General features: G+C 43.3%; 25 protein-coding genes. 11 read left to right on the forward strand and 14 right to left on the reverse strand.

The window, feature by feature from the left end; genetic code table 11:
* Nucleotides 1-73 precede the first annotated feature (73 nt).
* From HLI_RS02700 to HLI_RS21400, 4 genes are all read left to right on the forward strand, one after another.
* Nucleotides 74-649: an SCO family protein gene (locus tag HLI_RS02700; protein WP_128522960.1), complete on the forward strand. Its 576-nt coding sequence runs from the start codon at nt 74-76 to the stop codon at nt 647-649.
* A 68-nt stretch (nt 650-717) separates the two neighbouring features.
* Entirely contained in the window at nt 718-1,188 is a 471-nt protein-coding gene (locus HLI_RS02705) for a YkyB family protein (RefSeq protein ID WP_128522961.1), read from the forward strand.
* 70 nt (nt 1,189-1,258) lie between these two features.
* Nucleotides 1,259-1,474, forward strand: coding sequence for a hypothetical protein (locus HLI_RS02710; RefSeq protein WP_241655923.1), 216 nt, complete (start codon nt 1,259-1,261; stop codon nt 1,472-1,474).
* A gap of 203 nt (nt 1,475-1,677) precedes the next feature.
* Nucleotides 1,678-1,830 carry a hypothetical protein gene (locus HLI_RS21400; RefSeq protein ID WP_164908446.1) on the forward strand — a complete coding sequence of 51 codons (153 nt, stop codon included), beginning with the start codon at nt 1,678-1,680 and terminating at the stop codon, nt 1,828-1,830.
* A 64-nt stretch (nt 1,831-1,894) separates the two neighbouring features.
* On the opposite strand, the gene HLI_RS02715 is transcribed toward HLI_RS21400, so the two are convergent.
* The 6 genes from HLI_RS02715 to HLI_RS02740 form a co-directional block, all read right to left on the reverse strand.
* Nucleotides 1,895-2,800 carry a chemotaxis protein gene (locus tag HLI_RS02715; RefSeq protein ID WP_128522963.1) on the reverse strand — a complete coding sequence of 302 codons (906 nt, stop codon included), beginning with the start codon at nt 2,798-2,800 and terminating at the stop codon, nt 1,895-1,897.
* 496 nt (nt 2,801-3,296) lie between these two features.
* Nucleotides 3,297-3,497: a PLDc N-terminal domain-containing protein gene (locus HLI_RS02720; protein WP_241655924.1), complete on the reverse strand. Its 201-nt coding sequence runs from the start codon at nt 3,495-3,497 to the stop codon at nt 3,297-3,299.
* 65 nt (nt 3,498-3,562) lie between these two features.
* Nucleotides 3,563-3,970, reverse strand: a complete 408-nt coding sequence (locus HLI_RS02725) for a hypothetical protein (protein ID WP_128522964.1) — start codon at nt 3,968-3,970, stop codon at nt 3,563-3,565.
* Between the two features lie 62 nt (nt 3,971-4,032).
* A complete protein-coding gene (locus HLI_RS02730; RefSeq protein WP_128522965.1) occupies nt 4,033-4,737 on the reverse strand; it encodes a DNA alkylation repair protein in 705 nt (234 codons plus the stop codon).
* A gap of 140 nt (nt 4,738-4,877) precedes the next feature.
* Entirely contained in the window at nt 4,878-5,729 is an 852-nt protein-coding gene (locus tag HLI_RS02735) for a patatin-like phospholipase family protein (protein WP_128522966.1), read from the reverse strand.
* A 114-nt stretch (nt 5,730-5,843) separates the two neighbouring features.
* Complete coding sequence (locus HLI_RS02740; protein WP_128522967.1) at nt 5,844-5,990, reverse strand: FbpB family small basic protein; 147 nt, start codon at nt 5,988-5,990, stop codon at nt 5,844-5,846.
* Nucleotides 5,991-6,098: 108 nt separating this feature from the next.
* Here HLI_RS02740 and HLI_RS02745 point away from each other — a divergent pair, with 108 nt between their 5' ends.
* Nucleotides 6,099-7,253 carry an aminotransferase A gene (locus HLI_RS02745; protein WP_128522968.1) on the forward strand — a complete coding sequence of 385 codons (1,155 nt, stop codon included), beginning with the start codon at nt 6,099-6,101 and terminating at the stop codon, nt 7,251-7,253.
* 250 nt (nt 7,254-7,503) lie between these two features.
* On the opposite strand, the gene HLI_RS02750 is transcribed toward HLI_RS02745, so the two are convergent.
* On the reverse strand, nt 7,504-7,662 hold the full coding sequence (locus HLI_RS02750; RefSeq protein ID WP_164908623.1) for an aspartyl-phosphate phosphatase Spo0E family protein: 159 nt from the start codon (nt 7,660-7,662) through the stop codon (nt 7,504-7,506).
* 294 nt (nt 7,663-7,956) lie between these two features.
* Here HLI_RS02750 and lepB point away from each other — a divergent pair, with 294 nt between their 5' ends.
* Nucleotides 7,957-8,478 carry a signal peptidase I gene (lepB, locus tag HLI_RS02755; RefSeq protein WP_128522970.1) on the forward strand — a complete coding sequence of 174 codons (522 nt, stop codon included), beginning with the start codon at nt 7,957-7,959 and terminating at the stop codon, nt 8,476-8,478.
* Nucleotides 8,479-8,539: 61 nt separating this feature from the next.
* Here lepB and HLI_RS02760 read toward each other — a convergent pair whose 3' ends face one another.
* The 3 genes from HLI_RS02760 to HLI_RS02770 all read right to left on the reverse strand — a co-directional run bounded on the left by HLI_RS02760 (nt 8,540) and on the right by HLI_RS02770 (nt 9,202).
* On the reverse strand, nt 8,540-8,680 hold the full coding sequence (locus HLI_RS02760; RefSeq protein ID WP_128522971.1) for a YvrJ family protein: 141 nt from the start codon (nt 8,678-8,680) through the stop codon (nt 8,540-8,542).
* A gap of 65 nt (nt 8,681-8,745) precedes the next feature.
* Nucleotides 8,746-8,958, reverse strand: a complete 213-nt coding sequence (locus HLI_RS02765; protein ID WP_128522972.1) for a DUF2922 domain-containing protein — start codon at nt 8,956-8,958, stop codon at nt 8,746-8,748.
* Between the two features lie 16 nt (nt 8,959-8,974).
* Nucleotides 8,975-9,202 carry a DUF1659 domain-containing protein gene (locus tag HLI_RS02770; protein WP_128522973.1) on the reverse strand — a complete coding sequence of 76 codons (228 nt, stop codon included), beginning with the start codon at nt 9,200-9,202 and terminating at the stop codon, nt 8,975-8,977.
* A 650-nt stretch (nt 9,203-9,852) separates the two neighbouring features.
* Here HLI_RS02770 and HLI_RS02775 point away from each other — a divergent pair.
* From HLI_RS02775 to HLI_RS02795, 5 genes are all read left to right on the forward strand, one after another.
* Nucleotides 9,853-10,356 (forward strand): DoxX family protein, encoded by a 504-nt coding sequence (locus HLI_RS02775; RefSeq protein ID WP_128522974.1) that lies wholly within the window; start codon nt 9,853-9,855, stop codon nt 10,354-10,356.
* A gap of 751 nt (nt 10,357-11,107) precedes the next feature.
* Nucleotides 11,108-11,878: a carotenoid biosynthesis protein gene (locus HLI_RS02780; RefSeq protein WP_128522975.1), complete on the forward strand. Its 771-nt coding sequence runs from the start codon at nt 11,108-11,110 to the stop codon at nt 11,876-11,878.
* The gene (locus HLI_RS02785) at nt 11,859-12,521 is read left to right on the forward strand and encodes a lysophospholipid acyltransferase family protein (RefSeq protein ID WP_128522976.1); all 663 of its coding nucleotides are present in this window, start codon (nt 11,859-11,861) and stop codon (nt 12,519-12,521) included. The genes HLI_RS02780 and HLI_RS02785 overlap by 20 nt, the downstream gene beginning before the upstream one ends.
* A gap of 21 nt (nt 12,522-12,542) precedes the next feature.
* Complete coding sequence (locus tag HLI_RS02790) at nt 12,543-13,652, forward strand: glycosyltransferase family 2 protein (protein ID WP_128522977.1); 1,110 nt, start codon at nt 12,543-12,545, stop codon at nt 13,650-13,652.
* A complete protein-coding gene (locus HLI_RS02795) occupies nt 13,649-15,121 on the forward strand; it encodes a phytoene desaturase family protein (RefSeq protein ID WP_128522978.1) in 1,473 nt (490 codons plus the stop codon). Before HLI_RS02790 ends, HLI_RS02795 begins: the two co-directional genes overlap by 4 nt.
* A 127-nt stretch (nt 15,122-15,248) precedes the next feature.
* Here HLI_RS02795 and HLI_RS21405 read toward each other — a convergent pair whose 3' ends face one another.
* From HLI_RS21405 to HLI_RS02810, 4 genes are all read right to left on the reverse strand, one after another.
* Nucleotides 15,249-15,395 carry a hypothetical protein gene (locus tag HLI_RS21405; RefSeq protein ID WP_164908453.1) on the reverse strand — a complete coding sequence of 49 codons (147 nt, stop codon included), beginning with the start codon at nt 15,393-15,395 and terminating at the stop codon, nt 15,249-15,251.
* A gap of 147 nt (nt 15,396-15,542) precedes the next feature.
* Nucleotides 15,543-16,379, reverse strand: a complete 837-nt coding sequence (locus HLI_RS02800; protein ID WP_128522979.1) for a phytoene/squalene synthase family protein — start codon at nt 16,377-16,379, stop codon at nt 15,543-15,545.
* Between the two features lie 2 nt (nt 16,380-16,381).
* A complete protein-coding gene (locus HLI_RS02805; protein ID WP_128522980.1) occupies nt 16,382-17,857 on the reverse strand; it encodes a phytoene desaturase family protein in 1,476 nt (491 codons plus the stop codon).
* Nucleotides 17,854-19,287, reverse strand: coding sequence for a phytoene desaturase family protein (locus HLI_RS02810; protein WP_241655980.1), 1,434 nt, complete (start codon nt 19,285-19,287; stop codon nt 17,854-17,856). Before HLI_RS02810 ends, HLI_RS02805 begins: the two co-directional genes overlap by 4 nt.
* Nucleotides 19,288-19,424 lie beyond the last annotated feature (137 nt).

Consider the following 19,424-nt stretch of genomic DNA (forward strand, 5'->3'; position numbering starts at 1 on the left):
AACCTCACGAACACTGGGATGAGTTTATTCAAAGTGATACACTAAAGAAAGTTCAAAAAAATGGAGGCAGAGCATGAAGTTAAGAATTTGGTTCGGAATGGTTATACTGCTCCTGATCGTGAGCGCGTGCGGCTCACCGATTGAAGAGAATATGTCTAGAAATGTCGATCAAATGACAACGGTCAATCAACACGGAAATGAAGTGAAGCTGCCGGAGGATTTCAAAGGGGATTACTGGATAGCGGATTTCATTTTTACTAATTGTGATACGGTTTGCCCACCGATGACAGGTAATATGTCTCGCTTACAAAATCAATTGAAGGAAGAAAACCTCGAGGTCCCTCTCGTTTCGGTCAGTGTCGATCCAAAAAATGACACTCCAGAGGAACTGGTGGCATTTTCCAAAGACTATCAGCCGGATTATGAGCAGTGGGATTTCTTGACAGGGTACACGTTCCAAGAAGTGAAAGAATGGTCAATCAAATCCTTTCAATCTCCCCTGAAAAAATTACCTGATTCTAATCAAGTCGCCCATGGGACAAGCTTTTATCTGGTTACACCTGAAGGAGAAGTCATCAAAAGCTATAGCGGAACCGATGCTGACAGCGTGACTAAAATCGTCGAAGATTTGAAAACTCTAAAAAAATGACAAAGCTTATGTAAAATATTGTAATCACACAAGTGTACCGCTATACTTGGATGGAAAGGAGATTTCAGATGAAAGAGAACCAACTATCAAACCGCGAATTAGCCGAATCTTTATTCATCGTCAATCGCCACGCAAAAACGGCCCCTGAGCCTAAACACCTGTACGACATTAAAAAGCACACCATCGATAAGCTGCTAACCGAGAAGCGAGCAAAAAAAGTCGGACTTCATTTTTCTGACCACCCTAAATATAGTCAACAACACTCGACCCTCCTTATTGAAATTGGTGGCTATTATTTTCATATCCCTGCCGACAAACAGGACTTCCAGCAATTGAAGCACTTAGGTAAGGTCGATCAGTCCTATCGTAACCCGAAACCTAAACTATCTTTGTCGAGAGCAAAGCGGACGCTATATCAATTTCTGAATTGGAAACAGCCGAAAAAACCGGCACACACCCTACAAACCTCCGCGCAGTCGAGCCTACTTGGACAACCTACCGGAACACCGTGGAATCAACGGCCGAGAAGAAGACCATAGCCGAGCACCTATTCACAGGTTTCATTTCTAGCGAAAGAAGGAATGAGGCTTGTAGAGGAGGTTGATAGAGATGCCACCAAATGAAATGGAAGATTTCCTATATCATTTGAAGAAGTACATGGAATACACTACTGAAATGAGAGCGGCGTATGAACATCTCTCTGAACACGGTAAGAGTTTGGTCGTCGAAGCCTCTCCGACGAAACAGGGTCCCGAAACCCTATCTCAACAAGCTTATGCTTGGCACGATGAATTGTACAAGCGCACAAATATCAATGACGCATGAAAAGAGCCGCTGATTCACAGGTGGCCACTGAAGAACTGCAACTTATTGAGTTATGCATCAAATAAAGAAGCCGATTTGGACGATAAAATCGTCCAAATCGGCTTCTTTCAATGTACAAGGAAAAAGAGTGATTTTCTTTGTTTTTAAATCAAAGAAAATCACTCTTTTTAGGTAGGCCTCGTTGCTTCCACGATGAGCGTTCGGTGGTGACGCCTGCGGGAACAGCGCGAGCCGAAGATCCACTTGGTCAAGTGATCTTCTTGACCAAGTTAGCTGAGGCCGTGCCCGCGGCAAGCATCCACCGACAAGCGATTCGTGAGAAGCAACAACAAACGTTAACAGCTCCTCTAGATTGAGATGGGTTCTTCAGTGGCCTCGATCCACAGCGTTTTTTTCTGAGCAGGCTCTTTAAGTGTTCAATTATAAAATATGGTGGTCGATGATTTTGACCAGTTCCACAATCTCCGGCTTGGAAACTTGAGCGTCAGCTCCGACTACCTCCCCTTTGTGTCTCAGATCGTCAGTAATTAAAGAGGAAAAAATAATGACTGGCAATGCGCTGAACTTAGGTTCTTCTTTAATCAGCCGGGTCAGATGGTGTCCATCCATGCGTGGCATTTCAATGTCTGTGATCATCAATTGGTATTCCTCTTCCACAGACTTCCCTTCTTCTACTAAGCTCTCTAAGTGCTCATATGCTTCTTTTCCATCTTCAAAGCTGATAGTATTTTCGTAGCCAGCTTCGCCTAATGTTTCTTGAAGCATCGCTCGAAGCATTCCTGAATCTTCAGCTATGAGGATCTTTTTCTGAGAACGTTCACGCTCTCCAAGCTCGCGAAGCTGTTCTGTATGAATGCTTGATTCCGGATTAATATCTGCAACCACTTTTTCGAAGTCGAGGAGCAACAGCATTTCTTCTCCCATTTTGATAACACCTGTAATTTGCGTTTCCAAACCCTGGTACATTTTGCTCGGCTTTTCAATCTGCTTCCAGGAAATACGGTGGATTTGTGTAACCGTATGTACATGAAAAACAATTTTGGTTTTGTTGAATTCAGCCAAAATGAATTTGTCTTGTTTTGGATTTTCTGATGGAGAAAATCCGAGCGCGTGCGCGACATCTACGACTGGCACTACTTCGCCGCGAATCTCAATGATTCCCTCTACTGACGGATGGGAATGAGGGATCTTCGTTACTGCTTGCGGATTCAAAATTTCTTTAACTTTTATGACATTAATGCCGAACCGATTGTTTCCGACACCGAATTCGACGATTTCCAGTTCGTTCGTCCCTGTTTCTAGTAAAATCCCTTGATCTTTCTGCATGGCCATCGCCCTTCCTGTTATATAATCCACTTTATATATCGTCATATAGAGGAGAAGGTTAAGCTATGACAAAAGATTCAGGTATATAGACTCATAATGTCTTGCTTATCCGGAGGCTTGATTTCGATATGTTTGGTGAGAGGAACGGAGCGGCGGGGAATGACTCGACGTCCCTTGCTATAAAATTTCCTCGAAAACATGAGATATAAGCCGCTATTCATTGTTGAGCATTTTTCCTTCCATGTCGTGTGTAGGGCATTTTCAGCAAAATGTTCCTGACCATAAAGGGAGTTTCGAGCACGTCCCTAAGTATGGTGGATGGGAAAACGGTGAGACTCCTGTGGGAATGGATGGGCAGGCTAGACCCCACAGAGATTTAGCTCGAGGAGGCTGGCCGCCATCCCCGCGGAAAGCGATCCGTTTTCCCACCCACCATCGCTTCATGCAAAAGCATCGAAACTGAACTTTAAAAAAGAGCAGAGCTTTTTGCTCTACTCTAATCATTCCTTATGATTATATAAACGATCAGTCCGACGATAGGGAAAAAAAGCGTTCCGATTAAAACGACAAGGCTGTAAGTGCTGTTTTGGCCTTTTCGCAACGAATCCCGGTACGCCCAGACGCTCGTGACGATATTCAAGATAAGCAAACCCAACCCGAATAAGAAAAACATAAAAAACATGATGCCGATTTCCATGATGAACCCCCTCAGTTTTCTTGTTTCACCTTATTATACGAGGAAGGGGGCTCTCAGTTTCATTCTCAAGCCACTTTTCTTTTGTTCCGTTTCGAAAATTTCATCCATGCTTTACGCGTCGCCTTTGCGCCTACATAGACAAGTCCATAACTGCTGATAGCGAGAAGGCAGATCGACCAGTAATATCCAGGTAATGTAGATGTCGTATCACTCATAGCGTAACGATCGATGAGCTGCAGGAACACCAGAGCTAACAGTGCGCTTGCTACATAACTCGATAGTGATTTCCAATGATTCAGTATCATCCACTCAATCACTGGCTTCACAACCCACATCAAGGCCATCATAAAAAGGAAAACGAGAGAAAATTGCACATGGACCGGTTCTAGTCCAAATACGTTTAATAGATCGTCGTCTAATAACCTTATTGTATCCTCAAGAAATGATAGGTCGACCCATTCACCCAAATTCATTCCATCCTCAGCTCCTTGTTCAATCTATCACCATTATGAACAACAGAAGCTCAGGGTAAACGTCAGGACAGAATTCGTTCCGGGTGTTTATTCTTCAGCCATTTCAAACCTTCCCGCCGGCTTAATGGCCGACATTCTGTTTTCTCCAAGAAACATACTACGGCGTCTGGGTTCGTTTTGCTATATTCACGCAAGGCCCATCCGATAGCTTTTTCTATGAAAAACTCTTTCTCATGTTTCAGCGAATCGATCGTTTCGAACAACAGCACTTCATCTGTCTGCTCCTTGAACTTTAACTGGTGCAGGAGACTCGACCTCCTCACCCACATATGAGGAGATCGACTCCATTCTTTTGTAAGAGGGGGGAGCAGCTCAGGATATCGCCTGAAATAACCGCCGCATAAATGGGTTGCAATCATATCTACTGTATCCCACCAAGGCTTAGTCATGAGTAATTCTTTATAGACAGCAATAGCGGAAAGCGGTGCTTTTTTCACTCCTTTTTCCAAAAAGGCCAGTCCCGCATATTGGCATTCCCGTTCTGGTTTTTGAAACAGTTGCAAAGCCCCTTCCACCCGTTCTGTATCAGAGACATTCCTATACTCTTTTAACATCGGTTGGAGTATCTGTTTCCGCTCGGGCGACTTGATTCCAAAAAATGGAAAGTGGTGCTTCATATAAGCCTCCATCGGCCCTCTATTTTCGTCATTTCTATGTGCCCTTAACGCTTCATAAACTTCATTCGCAAAAGTGCTGTTCAGGTTCATCCTACTGCCTCCTCCTATGTGAGCCTGGTTCAAAAACAATTTCCACTCTATGCCATCATTCTGACTATCTTACTGATTGGAAGGAACCCGAGCAGTTTCATGGCTCAAATCCAACTTCCTCAACGCAAACACCATCCCCATTAACTTTGTAAAAATTTCTCCAGGCGCTCTCCCTGGTCTTGTGCTTCTTGATACCCTTGTATGTAAAGCTGGTGCAAACGATCCCTATTTCTCTCAATTCTGCTCACTCTCAGTGGTTGAATAGGTCGAATTACAAAGGCCGACCCATCTTTCTCAGCCTGTTTCACCTTCTCCAATTGCTTGTTATAGCGGAAATGACGATTAAGCATAGCTTTTGCAAATAAGGGGAATTGTTTGTATTTACGGTTGAAATACCAGCCTGCTTTCATCTTTCTTTTGATATAACCGTCATTCCGGGTCAAAACAACGACGTGCTTATCGTTGCCATGATCAAGAGAGGGCTGAAGTGGAATTGGATCTGAAATTCCTCCGTCCATCAATTGTTTCCCCTCATACTGGATACTTGGTGCCACCATTGGCAGAGAACTGGAAGCACGGATGATTTTCAGCAGGCTGTCCCTGTCAGGAAAATGGTCATAAAAAACCGGATCACCTGTCTGCATATCTGTGGTCCCGACGACGAATCTTGTAGTTTGCTGATGGAATGTCTCATAATCGAAGGGGACAAGCTGGTTCGGCAGTTTATCAAAAATAAAATCCATTCCGAACAGCTGTCGCTGGGTGAACATTCGTTTGTATGATATGTATTCTGGATGATTTCCATATTCGACAATGACTTCATAATTCCTCCCCCGCTGCCTGGCAACGTAAGAACTGCCATTACAAGCCCCAGCAGAAGCACCGACAACATAAGGGAGATGGATCCCTTCATCGAGGAAAAAGTCTAAAACACCTGCCGTATATGCACCTCTCATCCCTCCGCCTTCGAGAACTAATCCGACATTATTCATTGCAAACACCTTCTATCATTCGATAATATGTTACCTATCTACATTTTGCCACTTCCTTTAACAAAAGTAAAAAAAGCAACCCCTGTACGGCGGTTGCTTTGGTGTGTGGTATCATCAGCTCACATATTCATCGGAGTCGATTCTTTTAGAATGTTTTTCATCTATATCCTGCTCAATTTTTTCGATAGCTTCTTGATCTTGCAAAAGTTGTTGTTTATTACGATCGACTAAGTCTTCAAACGAAATACGATTAGGTCTCATCATCAAGCTCCTTTCGTTGGCTTATTTTGAATTATAACAAAATTCTACATGTTTCACGATTGAATTGTTTGAACATTTTGTTAACTTTTTGTAAAGGGAGAGTATATTATGGAGAATTTAATTAATTCCAAAGTAAAAGATATTGAAATTTCAGGGATCCGCCGCTTTTTCAACATGGTCAGCCATTATGAGGATGTCATTTCATTAACAATCGGCCAGCCGGATTTTCCTACACCGGACCACATCAAACAGGCTGGTATACAGGCCATTCAAGACAACCAGACAAGCTACACTCACAATGCCGGGCTGTTATCACTACGAAAAGCGATTGAACACCATGTGTCCACGACCTATCAATTATCCTATCGCGCTGAAGAGGAAATTATCGTAACGGTCGGGGCTTCCCAGGCGCTTGATATTACGCTGAGGACCATAATCCAGCCTGGGGATGAAGTATTACTGCCGGGCCCCGTCTACCCAGGGTATGAGCCTTTGATTCGATTAGCAGGTGCGACTCCTGTATTTGTTGATACAAGTGAAAATCAATTCAAACTGACAAGCGACTTGATTGAAGCCAACTTGACAAACAGAACAAAAGCAATCATTTTACCATATCCCTCGAACCCTACCGGTGTAACCATGACAGAAGATGAATTAAAGGCCATCGCTGAAACTCTGAAAAAACATCAGCTTTTTCTCCTTGCCGATGAAATATACAGTGAACTCGTTTATGAACAAAAACATACATCCATCGCCACGTTTCAGGAAATCCACGACCAGGTAATCGTCATCAACGGGGTGTCGAAATCCCACAGCATGACAGGGTGGCGGATCGGCTATCTCCTTGCGCCTGCCTGGCTCAGTCGTCATATTCTGAAAGTCCATCAGTATAATGTCTCATGTGCGACATCCATCAGCCAATATGCAGCTTTGGAAGCGCTGACCAGAGGATCTGAAGATAGTAAGAAAATGAGGGAAGCCTATAAACAACGCCGTTCTTATGTAACGAGACGCCTGCAAGAGATGGGGCTGGAGTTTGCCCAGCCTGATGGTGCCTTTTATATTTTCCTCCGCTTCCCCTTAAAAGGAAAATCAACCATGGATCGAGCGATTCAACTCGTTGAAGAAGCGGGTATCGCACTCGTACCCGGAGATGCCTTTTCTGAGTACGGGAAAGGCTATATGAGACTATCCTATGCCTATAGCATGAAGACCTTGGAAAAAGGCTTGGATCGGCTTGAAAAATTCCATCTGACCTCTTGAAAATGGCAGAGGAGGAATCCTGCTAAAGAAAAATGTTAATGAAAGAATCGCTTCCAAGGTATTGGAGGGCAAGAATGAGATGTAATAAGGAGACGGCGATGTTTCAGCTTTTTTCCTGCTGAAACATCGCCGTTCCACCATTCGATGAGAATATCGCCGGCCGGACAGGCCGGTTTTATCCACAAACCGTTTCATTTAATGAATTCCAAAAAACAAAGAACTTATGGAAATATCCGTTCCATAAGTTCACTCAATTCGTCCTTTGTTTCTGTATCTCATTTAAAAGCGCATCTAATTCTTGACTTATTTTGACAGATTCTGCACTTGCCAGTCCTTTCTCAAGTGCAACTTTTGTCATCCGTTTTCTTAAAACTTCCACTTCGGTTAAGAGAGGGTCTTTTCCGGTCATCTGCACCCCGCCTACCTCCTGACTGTTCACACTCTATTTTATCTTTATTTTGGTAAAAAGGAAAGAATGTGTGTTCGCATGCATTTCTTGCACGAACAGAATTATCTCAATTTTCCATCTGTTTGTAAATAAAAATGATAAAACTTCTTATCTTTCGACAAGCTTTCCTTTTTCTCCCAATAAAAACAGTTCCATATTACAGCATTGTAAAATCAAAGTCTCCTTCTTCCTTTTTGTATGGAATATGGTAAAATGAAGATGATTATGAATGTTCATCGAGAAAGGAAGATGAGATTGTCAGAGCGCTCAAAAAAAGAATGGTTGGAGTGGTTGAAAGCCATCGCCGTCGCCATAACGCTGGCCTTTATTCTGAGAACGTTTTTCTTTGCAACTTCGATCGTCGAAGGTGCCAGCATGGATCCGACACTACAGAACGGTGAACGAGTCATGTTCAATAAAATCATATACTATATAGATGAGCCCGACCAAGGCGATATAGTCATTATCGAACGTCCGGTGAAAAGTTATGTGAAACGGATCATTGGTCAGCCTGGAGATACAGTTGAAATCCGCAATCATCAGTTATATGTAAATGGAGAAAAAGAAACCCAGAGCTATTTGACTGAAGGGGCGGCATCCGCCACGAGAGATTTCGGTCCTGTAAAAGTCCCAGAGGGCGAATATTTCGTTATGGGTGATAATCGTTCCATCAGTAAAGATAGTCGTAATGGTCTCGGATTCGTTAAAGAAGAGGAAATTATCGGTCGTACTGAACTCATCATTTATCCGTTCAATGAATGGGGTTTGACGAAATAACAGCCAAAACACAATTTATGTTAAACAACCGTCTAGTCGAAGGATGACTAGACGGTTTCCTTTAGGAGGAAATGATTTTTTCAGGCAATTGGTGAAGCGTATCAATGAGCTGATCCAGCTTCCCTTCGACCCGGTGCAATAAATAGAATGTCACGGCCACAGGGAAACCGACATCAGCAATAATAGAGATCCACGGTTCCATTTCCAAAGCACTCCCCTTCTTAAAATGAGAGAGCCGCTAAATCCATAGCGGCTCTCCCTCTCCCATTAAATTTCTACCGTGAAAATATTACGTTCAACAATCCGTGCTTCTTTTTTCTTCACTAAATCTCCACCGCTTGAGTAAAAGCAGTTCTGTGCAATGATCGCATCCATGGCGGCATTAACCAATGCAGGATCAGCAGGTTCAGTCGGTTCATCAAGAGAAATGGTAACAACCTTGTCATCCTCATTCAGAAATTTCAATTCCAGCTTTTTCATTCATTCTCCTCCTCGATTATGATTCCTCTAGTAATAGGGACTGGTCGTTTCGTTCGACTTTGAATAGGATGCGCTCTTGAAGAGTAGCCAGGGCGTTTGATACTTCATACAATTGTTCATTTGTCGCAGCAATCTTCACATTGTTGAAGGACTTACGAGTTAAAACCATGTTCCCGTCTGCGTCTACACCTTTGTCAAAAACGAGTTGCAACCGTGCATCTGTTTTTTGGGAAATAACAGCCATGTCTTTCACCTCCCCTCACTTCTATAATCGAAAGAAAGGGGTGGAAAAGTGTCATTCATTATTGAAATTGCCTGATTTTTTGTACATCATATGATTACTCCCACGTTTATCGAGAGTTAGTTAACGGTATTTCTTCCGGGGTAAGGTGCGTTGTATGGGAGAACAAATAAGCAACCGTACTAGGTCACCTGCGGGATGTGTAGATATGAAATAAGGTTCGAGTCACGGGCTCTCTGCTTGAGCCGGTTTCTCGAACCTTCTGCTTATGTGCCTATTATTTTTCATTAAGTATCAGCCATTATCAAAAATAGTCAAACCGATCAAACCTAACATGACAATTATACTGACAACGAACATAATCATTTCCATACTTCATCCACCCCTCTTTCCACTTTCTATTTTAGCAAAAAACGAGAAACTCTGCTTTGTATATTTTCAGAATGATGACCCTTCTTTATTCATTATAAAAATTCCCTGAACAAATGAAAAGCAAACAAAAGATTCATAACAATGACATAACTTTTCGAACATATAATGATGAGCATAATAGAATTTTTTTGTTTTTTTCCTGTATATTTAAATTGTAAGGAAGGATTTCTTATCTCCCTTCATGTGAAATTGTGAACAAACTTTAATGAGGAGTGAGGTTCATGATCAACCAAATGTTAAGAAACAACAAAGTAGTCGCTGCTATTTTGACCGTTTTCCGTGTGTACTTAGGATATGCTTGGCTGACTTCTGGAATTGGCAAGCTCACAGGCGGATTTGAAATCAACGGTTTCTTGAATGGGGCGATAAGCAAGGCCGATGGAGCTCATCCCGCTGTTCAAGGGTGGTGGGCAGTATTCTTAGAACAATTCGCTCTACCTAATCACGAACTGTTTGCTTTCCTGGTAATGTGGGGGGAAGTTATTGCAGGAACCGCCCTCATCCTTGGGTTATTCACGAACTTGGCCGCTTTCAGTGGAATTCTCATGAACTTCGCTTTCTTATTCAGCGGGACTACGAGCACGAATCCGCAAATGGTTATATTGACCATCTTCCTGCTTGTGGCAGGCACCAATGCCGGACGCTACGGATTGGATCGCTGGGTACTCCCCCTTTTACAAAACCGTACTCTCAGCTTCCATAAAAAAAGACTTATGCTGCAATGAATGGAATGTGCTTGTTCGATTAATCGGTGAGATAGAGATTTTAAAACATGAACCTGGATACCCAAACCATAAATCAACGCTCTATGTACCTGCATAGGGCGTTTTTCGTTTATTTTAGTCTTCAATGAGGTATGATGAAATGGAATGAATGTTTTTTTACATGGCTCTGATAAATTTCAGTGTTGATTTTTTTGATATAAGCTCCCTAACTCAGTTACGAGGCTTTGTATAAGGTTATTGTTGGCTGGGAAACGGCTCACTTTCCTGCGGGGAGGACGGCAAGCCTCCTCGAAAGCGCTTTGGGGTCTTGCCAGCCAATCCATTCTCGCGGGAATCTCGTTCCCAGCCAACCATACGATTAGGAAGACTCTCGAAATTTCATCTCAAGGGGAGCATTCATCGAGGACATTCTGTAATTAAGCGTAAAATGTATGATTCTCACTCAAATATGACAGTATTTTTCTGAACGAATTCCGAGAAAAACATATAGCAAGGGGCGGCGGGGAATGCGAAGACTCCTGCGGGAAGAGAGGGCATGTTGAGACCCCACAGGACAGCGTCCGAGGAGGCTCAACGCGCTCCCGCGGAAAGCGAAGCATTCCCCGCCGTCCCGATCCTCTCCAAAAATGTCTCGGAATCGAGTCTTCCATAATACTGTTATAACTGAATAACTCTCATATAAAAAACGACAACAACCTTTAACAAAGACTTTTACATAAGCCGAGCCACCAGTGAAAGAAAGAGGTGCTCTATGACAACCTACATTTTTCGTTTCTTCATCTTTTGGTATATCTGCGGTCTTATCCTTATATCATTCGACCTCCTCCCCCCATGGCTGGAGTGGGCGAACAGCGTGTTTTTAATCACCGCTGGAATCATTGCCGGCATCTATTTTTCTAAAATGTACGGACTCTGGAAGGGCACCAGCTACAGTCTATTCATCATTTTCTTCAGCATTTATGTGGAGCATCTCGGTGTAAAATACAATTTCTTATTCGGATCTTACGCTTACACAGAGAATTTCGGGCTTAAAATCGGGGAAACCCCCTTTACGATCGGGTTCGCATGGCTGTTGATCATCGGCTGTTCACATGAGCTTGCCCGCATGATTTCTTCGGGACTTCACGGAATAAATAAAGCCATTGTTTTTTTATTTACAGGAGCATTGAGCGCTGTAACCATGGACCTTATTCTTGATCCCGTGTCTTATAAAGTGAAAGAATATTGGATTTGGCTAGACCCTGGTGTGTATTATGATATTCCTTTTTCCAACTTTTTTGGATGGTTCATTTTAGCGGCTTTTTTCCATATCATTTTTCTACTATGGGGTCCAGAAAAGCCTGCGGAGGCTGGACAATGGCCAAGACGGATGAGTCTGGTATTCGGTTTGATCATCGGTATGTTCATCATCATTGCGTTTACAGGCAAGTTGTACTTTGCCATCACCCTTGTCAGTCTAATGACTGCAGGTTGGTATGTTTTGTATTTTTGGAGGAAAAAACATGTTTCAACAAGCTCGTAAAAGACCAATGGTAGAGTGGGGTTTCACCCGCTTTAACCGTCTGTTCCTTAAAGCCCATTTTGCAAATATCCAAGTGGAAGGTCCACCCTCCATTCCAAGGAAAAGGACCTTGTTCTTGATCAATCATTCTACATGGTGGGATCCGCTTATCATTTTTCATTTGAATGACAAGTTTGTACGCTCCGATGGCTATGGGATGATGCATGAAGAAGGCATTCGCCGCTTCCCTTTCTTCCGCAGCATTGGTGCTTATTCTGTCAATGCCAGCGACAGACGGCATTTGCTGAAATCACTAAGGTATAGCCTCGAACTTCTTCAAAGAGGAAGTACCGTATGGATTTTTCCTCAAGGGGAAGAACAACATCTGGAAAAAAGGCCGCTGCAATTTTTCTCAGGGGTCTCCTACCTTGCTGAGAAATGTCCTGGTATTGATGTCGTGCCTGTTTCGCTTTATTACTCATTGGAGCATACAAGGAAACCGAATGCATACATCAAAATCGGCGCCCCTCTGGATAAAGATAGCTATGCTCACCTGGATCGTAAGTCAATTACGGAACACTTCGAAATGAAAATGACCGACCAACTGGATGAGCTGAAAAAGAAAGTCATTAACGAACAGCATGGTGCATTTATCAAGATTTAAAAGAAAGGCCGGGGATGAAACATGTCTTTGTTCACCATTCTTTTGACGGTTACGATCCTCCTTAACATATGGACGATATTCAATAGTCTTTTTTTATATCCCCTTGCTCCTTTGACCGATTTGCAGAAGTTTCCGATGGTTTCACTCCTTGTCCCATTAAGGAATGAAGCGGGAAATGTTACAGGATTGATTAATTCACTTCGCTCACTTACTTATGAAAACCTGGAAATCATCCTTCTCGATGATCACTCTGACGATGGGACTTATGAACGATTGATTGAATATACAAAACAAGATTCAAGAATGTCGGTAATGAAAGGGAAAGATCTCCCGGAAGGTTGGAACGGAAAAGTTCATGCCTGTCATCAACTCTCCGAAAAAGCAGCTGGCGACTATTACTTTTTTCTTGATGCCGATGCCAGAGTTTCCCCTTCAATCATTGAACTGTCACTCGGAACGATGAAAAAGAGACAAGCCGCCATGCTGAGTGGATTTCCAAACTATCCGAATAATAACTTTCTGAGTCATATGCTCGTCCCGCTGCAGCATATGGTTGTCCTTCTCCACCTGCCTCTTTTCATGGCGAACAAGACGACAAAGCCGATGTTCACAGCGGCTTGCGGGATTTTCATCGTGATTGAGAAAGGAGTTTATGAGGCAATCGGTGGCCACCGATCAGTTATGGATTCGTTAGTTGAAGATGTTCACATTGCCCGTGAAGTGAAAAGGCATGGCTATAAAATGGTGCTTGCCAATATTACTGGATCCGCCCTTTCTTACATGTATGACTCATCAAGCGAAACGTGGGGAGGGTTCAAGAAAAATATTTACACAGGAATCGGACGATCGGCGATGATGGTCACTTTCCTCACCCTTTTTTACACAATTGTATTCGTGTTACCAGCATTGCTGGCTGGCTTTGCACTCGGAACAGGGAATATAGCGCTTCTCCTCCCTTATTTGCTGACAGTGACATTCAAAATGTATGTAGATGCAAGAACCGGCCATCCATTATGGCTTGCTTTTTTCATTCCGGTGGCTGCACTTTTGCTGATCAGTATGATGGTCGCTTCCATGTCCGTTCATAAAAAAGGGAAATCCTACCACTGGAAAGGAAGGCGATATCAATGAAAGTAGCTATTGTCGGTGGTGGTCTTGGTGGACTTTCTTCCGCGATCACCCTTGCTAAAAACGGCTCTGACGTTTCAGTTTTTGAACAGAACACTCACTTTGGCGGCAAAATGATGGCCGTTAATGAAAGTGGCTATCACTTCGATTTCGGTCCGAATACGATCACGATGCCAGAAGTATTCCGTCATGTGGTCCAACAAGGAGGTCTGGATCCTGCAGAGGAGCTCCCTTTTGAAAAAATCACTAATCATACGAGAAATGAATTCAAAGACGGATCTGTGTTCGATTTTTCAACAGACCGCTCTTATATGAAAGAACAGCTTCACCACTTCGATCGTAAAGGCTACCGTGAATATGAGCGTTTTTTATTGGAAATAGAGCGGCTGTATGACTTATCCCGAAAACATTTCCTGCACAGGACTTTTTCGGGATGGGGTGATTACTTTTCCCCTGCCCTCGCAAAAAGCATGGCGCAAGTCCGGCCTCTTCAGTCGATGAATCACTTTTTCAAGCAATATTTCACCAACCCGAACCTTATCCAGGCACTCAACCGCTATTCCACTTACATAGGGTCTGACCCTTATAAAGCACCGGCCACATTCAGTTTGATTGCTCATCTGGAATGGAATGATGGCGTCTATTATGTACCCGGAGGTAATACAAAGATCGCTGATAGTTTCGTCAAGGCAGCAGAAAATGTCGGGGTGAAGCTTTACAGTGGTACAAAAGTGAAAGAAATCCGCACAGAGGATAAAAGTGTGACCGGCGTTGAAACGATCGAAGGAGAATTTTTTGCAGCGGATCACGTCATTCTAAACGGAGATCTTCTTCATGCTTTACCTGAGCTGGTTGATGATAAAGACCGGCGCTTTCTATCAGACCGCAAGCTGCGTTCTTATGACCCTTCAATTTCGGCCTTTGTTATTCTCGCAGGGTTGGATACACGCATCGGCCGCTTGAAGCATCATCACCTGTTTTTCTCTTCAGACTATGAAAGAGAGTTCAAAATTTTGAAAGAAGGACTATATGCTGATGATCCGACAATTTATATTTGTACATCGTCGAAATCAGACCCATCTGTCTCGCCTGGAGGAGATAACTGTTTCATCCTCGTGAACGCTCCTCCATTGGCGGACAATGCTGCGATAGATAAAGATGCTTACAAAGACCGCATCTATGAAAGACTGGAAGAAGCGGGAGTTCCGATCAGGAATCATATTCGCTACGAAAAAGTGCTGGATCCTGCCGATATTCAAAAAAGGTTCGGAGCATACCGCGGAGCATTGTACGGACCCTCCTCCAATAATCGCATGCAAGCCTTCATGAGACCGTTCAATAAGTCACAGGACATTGAACATCTGTGGTTTTGCGGTGGCAGCACACATCCCGGCGGTGGCTCACCAATGGTCGTCTTGAGCGGTCAGAATGTGGCCAACCAGATATTAGGAAAAATCGTCCACATAGAATAACGAGAATTCAGGATTACTCGATTAGATTTCTTCATCTATTCTTGGGATAGCGTACAAGACCACCACAGACTGTGACTTTATGACATCCTGGACAACAAAAAAACTGAAGCGATCAACTGCCTCAGTTTTACAAAAGTCGGATATGGGTGATTTTAGCTTTCGGGTCTGATAGCAAATGTGTGGCACGTGCCTGTTCCTTATGAGAGGCAATCACAGGCACTTGTTTAACAAGTCCGGATTTTGCCTGGTAGTAAATCAAATATTTTTCAGCCATCTTTACCTTCCTTTCTTCCTCGCAAAATAGTTGCTTAAAGTATGCGCATAAATCACAGCAATTATACTGATGAGAGCATTGGCGTGTGTCTCATCAGCTGAAGGTGGCATCAAATGATATTAATCTCACTCTAAAAAAGAAGCAGAATTACTGCATCTCTGCAATAATCTGCTTCTTTTTCTGATCAGAGACGAAATTACGTTTCTCAAAGACCTGATAGTCATTTTTCCGTACTTCTGAAAGAATCGCACGGTACATCCTCGCTGCACCACCGACGGGAGCTCTTGAATAAACAGGATAGGCTTCAAGCGTCGCCAAACCCTGCTCATAGTAAATTTCAGCATCGCTTGCTAAATCTTCCCACAATCGGATGAACGCCTGGTTCACTTTCTGCTCTTGCAATTCCACAAATGTGTAACCATACTGTTTCATCAAATCTCCCGGTAAATAGATACGATCGATTTCCAAGTCTTCTCCGATGTCTCGCAGAATATTTGTCAGCTGCATGGCATACCCAAGTTCAATTGCTCCATTTCTTAACATGTCCACCCGTCCTGGAGCGATGACAGGTAATAACATTAAACCAACCGTGCTGGCGACGTGGTAGCAGTAATCAAGCAAGTCGTCTTTTGAATGGATCGTCCTTGGATAAAGATCCATTCGCTGGCCTTTTATCATATCGTAATAAGGTTGCGGATCGATGGGGAAATTGTTGAATACATCATCAAGTGCAATCCAGCAAGGATGGTCAAGTTCCAGTGTTCCATCCATGAATGCTTCGAAATCCACTGCAAACGCTTCAAGCTCCGACTTCGGATTTTCTCCTTCATCTACAATATCATCAACACGTCGGCAAAAAGCATAAATCGCCCAAACTGCTCTTTTTTGCTTTTTTGGCAGCATAGCAAAAGCTTTAGAGAACGTCTTGGAATGCTTTTCGATTAATTCACGACAATGATGGTATGCTTCATTCAAGTCCGTCATCACTAAACACCTCGCCTGTAATTATGCCTTTCTTCCTCCTCTTTTTGCAAACGATCCGCCAGTAATTTCGCCCCTTGCATGACGATCGGAACGCCTCCTCCCGGGTGGACGGAGGCTCCTACAGCATAAACATTTGTTAAGGGGTACGGCTGAAGTTGCGGGCGGAAAACTCCTGATTGAAAAAGAGTCGGAGCGATTCCAAAGCTTCCACCGGCATAGAGACCTTCTCTCTCTGCTTCTTCTGGTGTACGCACATGCATCCATTCCATATGGTCCCTAAGGTTAGGAAATCCTTGTTTTTCCAATTGATCGAGCACCTTATCAATCAGGGCATCTTTATTTTCCCAATTCACCTCACCGCCGACCGGGACAGGTATGAGCGTATAAAGCACCCCTTTACCTTCTGGTGCCAATGAGTCATCAATCAAGGAAGGATGGAAGGTATAATAGGATGGATCATCAGGTAATCGTTTTTCTGTGAATATCTGTTTCATATGTTTGTCAAAATCGGCACTCATGAAAAATTGATGGATGGAATGATGATCGTAATTCTTATCAAGTCCTAAATAGAGGAGCAAGCAGCCTGAAGAAGGGGTGTATTTTCGGTTCAGCCTCTGTTCGGCCGGCAGCAAACGGTCCATGATCGGGAAATCACCATTTAAAACCACTTCATCGCATGAATATTCCTCCCCCTCAACAAGGAGGGATGTTGCTTTATCACCTGCGGTCACCACCTTCTCTACAGCAGAACCCACTCGTATGGTTACTCCTCTTCTTTTCAATTCCGTTTCCAGCATTTCTACAAGATGGGCATACCCTCCCTTCATATACCAAATGCCATGCTCATGTTCACTATAGGAGACAAGGGAATACATCGCCGGCGACTGCTCGGGGTGCCCTCCGATGTATAAAGTTTGTAGTGTGTACGCCTCAACCAGTCTTTCATCATCGAAATAACTGCGCATCATTTTCTTTACATTTTGGTAAGCTTTCAACTTGATCAATGTTCTTAAGTTCTTTCTGGAGAAAAAAGTCCGTTTATCGACAAATGACCGCTCAAGAAATTGAGCTTTTCCTCGTAAAAACCGTACTTTCATATCCCGTAAGAAGCGATCGAAGTGTATTTCATTTCCGGGGAACCTATTTTTCAGTTCAGCTTTTTGTTTTTCAACGTCAGCATACTTGGTAAAAGAAGTTCCGTCATGAAAATGTACATCGTAGAGAGGGTCGCACGGAATGAGGGGGATGCTTTCCTTAGCCATCCCCCCTTCTTCCAGGATGTCCAGCAGCATATCCGGTAAAAGAACAATGGTCGGACCTTGGTCGATTTTAAAATCCCCATGCCGCTCATAGGTCAAACGCCCTCCAAGATGATCATTTTTCTCGAAAATTGTGATTTCCCGGCCTTCCTCTTTAGAAAGAAGCAGGGCTGTCACCAATCCACCGATACCACCGCCAACTAATGCCGTATGGGTCATGAAGGCTGCACCTCCTTCTCTCTTATCCAGCTCGTCGTAATACGGGCAGATTCTAAAATCGTCGGTAAACCACTCCCCGGATGGGTGCCTCCGCCGACGAGCCAGCAATGCTCCAACTCCTGGAAGCGGTTATGCGGGCGAAAATACATCATTTGAGAGAGCTGGTGTCCCATGCTGAACGTCGCCCCCTTGTGTACAAAATGGTCCGACTGCCACTGTTTAGGTGTCAGTATCTTCTCTTCGACTACATGATTACGAATATCCGTAAATCCTGTTTTTTCTTCTATCTCATCGTAAATCAGTTTCTTAAACGTTTCCTGTTTTTCATCCCAGTCGATTTCCGAATAATTATTCGGTACAGGAGCAAGGATATAGACAGCTGAGTGCCCTTCCGGGGCGAGTGTCGGATCTGTCACACTCGCATTATGGATATAAATGGACGGTTCATCAGACAAAACAAGGTCCTTAGTCATTTCATTGACATTTTTCTGATAATCATCAGCAAATAAAATCGTATGATGGGGCATGTCATACTTTTTATCCAGACCAACATAAATCATGAAAGTGGAACAGGAGTATTTCTTCTTTTCCAATTTTGCTTTTGAATGACTCTTCAACACGCCATCATCTACTAAATGATTCATCGCTTCGGCAAAATCGGCATTGATGATGTATTCATCTGCTCTCACATGCTCTCCTGATTCGAGCTCCAGACCAGTGATTTTTTTGCCCTCAACAGCTATTCGTTTCACACCATTTTCAAGGTGAATATTTCCGCCACTCTCTCTTGTCACCGCCGCCATCGCTTTAGAAAGTCGGTTTACACCACCAATGGGATGAAACACACCCCATTCATGTTCCATATAAGAAAGAATCGAAAAAGCTCCTGGGCACTCCCATGGGGACATACCAAGATATTTAGCTTGGAAGGTGAAGGCGATTTTCAGTTTTTCATCAGTGAAATAGTCAGAAAGGACATCATACACGGATTTACCAATTGATAGTTTAGGCAAGGCCTTTAGAGCTCGTTTGCTTAAATAGTCGGTGAGCCTATGATGGCGGGTTTGCAAGAGGGGCATTAAAGCCTCCATCTTCTCCCCCGTATCCTCCATGAACCGCTCATAACCAAGTTCATTTCCAGGGAAATGTTCAGTGATGGTGGTCAACATTTTTTTCCGGTCCCGATACATCGGAATCCGTACACCATCAAATTGCAGCTCATACATTGGTGACAATTCCTTTAAATCCATATAATCATGAGCATTTCTTCCGGACATTTCGAAAATCTCCTCCATGATTTGAGGCATGCTCAAAAACGTTGGACCGATATCGAAAGTATAATCACCGATGGTGAAATGCCCATTTCTCCCCCCCACGTACGGTTGTTTTTCATATACATGGACATCATATCCATTAGAAGCGAGAATCATGGCTGAAGCTAATCCACCTGGGCCTGCGCCGATTATGGCAATCTTTTTCAATAAGCTCACCTTCTTTACCTGTTTTACATTATACAAACATTATACAAAACTTAAACATTTGTAGCTATTCAATACACTTACCCGAT

The organism is Halobacillus litoralis, from assembly GCF_004101865.1.
Classification (GTDB): Bacteria; Bacillota; Bacilli; order Bacillales; family Halobacillaceae; genus Halobacillus; species Halobacillus litoralis_A.

What these genes read in the sequence shown, in the direction of transcription:
- HLI_RS02715 (WP_128522963.1), bottom strand. Translation starts at nt 2,800, where the DNA reads ATGCAGAAAGATCAAGGGATTTTACTAGAAACAGGGACGAACGAACTG.
- HLI_RS02805 (WP_128522980.1), bottom strand. Translation starts at nt 17,857, where the DNA reads ATGACCCATACGGCATTAGTTGGCGGTGGTATCGGTGGATTGGTGACA.
- HLI_RS02775 (WP_128522974.1), top strand. Translation starts at nt 9,853, where the DNA reads ATGATCAACCAAATGTTAAGAAACAACAAAGTAGTCGCTGCTATTTTG.
- HLI_RS02700 (WP_128522960.1), top strand. Translation starts at nt 74, where the DNA reads ATGAAGTTAAGAATTTGGTTCGGAATGGTTATACTGCTCCTGATCGTG.
- HLI_RS02810 (WP_241655980.1), bottom strand. Translation starts at nt 19,287, where the DNA reads ATGATTCTCGCTTCTAATGGATATGATGTCCATGTATATGAAAAACAA.
- HLI_RS02780 (WP_128522975.1), top strand. Translation starts at nt 11,108, where the DNA reads ATGACAACCTACATTTTTCGTTTCTTCATCTTTTGGTATATCTGCGGT.
- HLI_RS02765 (WP_128522972.1), bottom strand. Translation starts at nt 8,958, where the DNA reads ATGAAAAAGCTGGAATTGAAATTTCTGAATGAGGATGACAAGGTTGTT.
- HLI_RS02725 (WP_128522964.1), bottom strand. Translation starts at nt 3,970, where the DNA reads ATGAATTTGGGTGAATGGGTCGACCTATCATTTCTTGAGGATACAATA.
- HLI_RS02740 (WP_128522967.1), bottom strand. Translation starts at nt 5,990, where the DNA reads ATGAGACCTAATCGTATTTCGTTTGAAGACTTAGTCGATCGTAATAAA.
- HLI_RS02720 (WP_241655924.1), bottom strand. Translation starts at nt 3,497, where the DNA reads ATGGAAATCGGCATCATGTTTTTTATGTTTTTCTTATTCGGGTTGGGT.
- HLI_RS02730 (WP_128522965.1), bottom strand. Translation starts at nt 4,737, where the DNA reads ATGAACCTGAACAGCACTTTTGCGAATGAAGTTTATGAAGCGTTAAGG.
- HLI_RS02750 (WP_164908623.1), bottom strand. Translation starts at nt 7,662, where the DNA reads ATGACCGGAAAAGACCCTCTCTTAACCGAAGTGGAAGTTTTAAGAAAA.
- HLI_RS02710 (WP_241655923.1), top strand. Translation starts at nt 1,259, where the DNA reads ATGCCACCAAATGAAATGGAAGATTTCCTATATCATTTGAAGAAGTAC.
- HLI_RS02770 (WP_128522973.1), bottom strand. Translation starts at nt 9,202, where the DNA reads ATGGCTGTTATTTCCCAAAAAACAGATGCACGGTTGCAACTCGTTTTT.
- HLI_RS02785 (WP_128522976.1), top strand. Translation starts at nt 11,859, where the DNA reads ATGTTTCAACAAGCTCGTAAAAGACCAATGGTAGAGTGGGGTTTCACC.
- HLI_RS21405 (WP_164908453.1), bottom strand. Translation starts at nt 15,395, where the DNA reads ATGGCTGAAAAATATTTGATTTACTACCAGGCAAAATCCGGACTTGTT.
- HLI_RS02705 (WP_128522961.1), top strand. Translation starts at nt 718, where the DNA reads ATGAAAGAGAACCAACTATCAAACCGCGAATTAGCCGAATCTTTATTC.
- HLI_RS02800 (WP_128522979.1), bottom strand. Translation starts at nt 16,379, where the DNA reads ATGACGGACTTGAATGAAGCATACCATCATTGTCGTGAATTAATCGAA.
- HLI_RS02760 (WP_128522971.1), bottom strand. Translation starts at nt 8,680, where the DNA reads ATGGAACCGTGGATCTCTATTATTGCTGATGTCGGTTTCCCTGTGGCC.
- HLI_RS02745 (WP_128522968.1), top strand. Translation starts at nt 6,099, where the DNA reads ATGGAGAATTTAATTAATTCCAAAGTAAAAGATATTGAAATTTCAGGG.
- HLI_RS02735 (WP_128522966.1), bottom strand. Translation starts at nt 5,729, where the DNA reads ATGAATAATGTCGGATTAGTTCTCGAAGGCGGAGGGATGAGAGGTGCA.
- HLI_RS02790 (WP_128522977.1), top strand. Translation starts at nt 12,543, where the DNA reads ATGTCTTTGTTCACCATTCTTTTGACGGTTACGATCCTCCTTAACATA.
- HLI_RS02795 (WP_128522978.1), top strand. Translation starts at nt 13,649, where the DNA reads ATGAAAGTAGCTATTGTCGGTGGTGGTCTTGGTGGACTTTCTTCCGCG.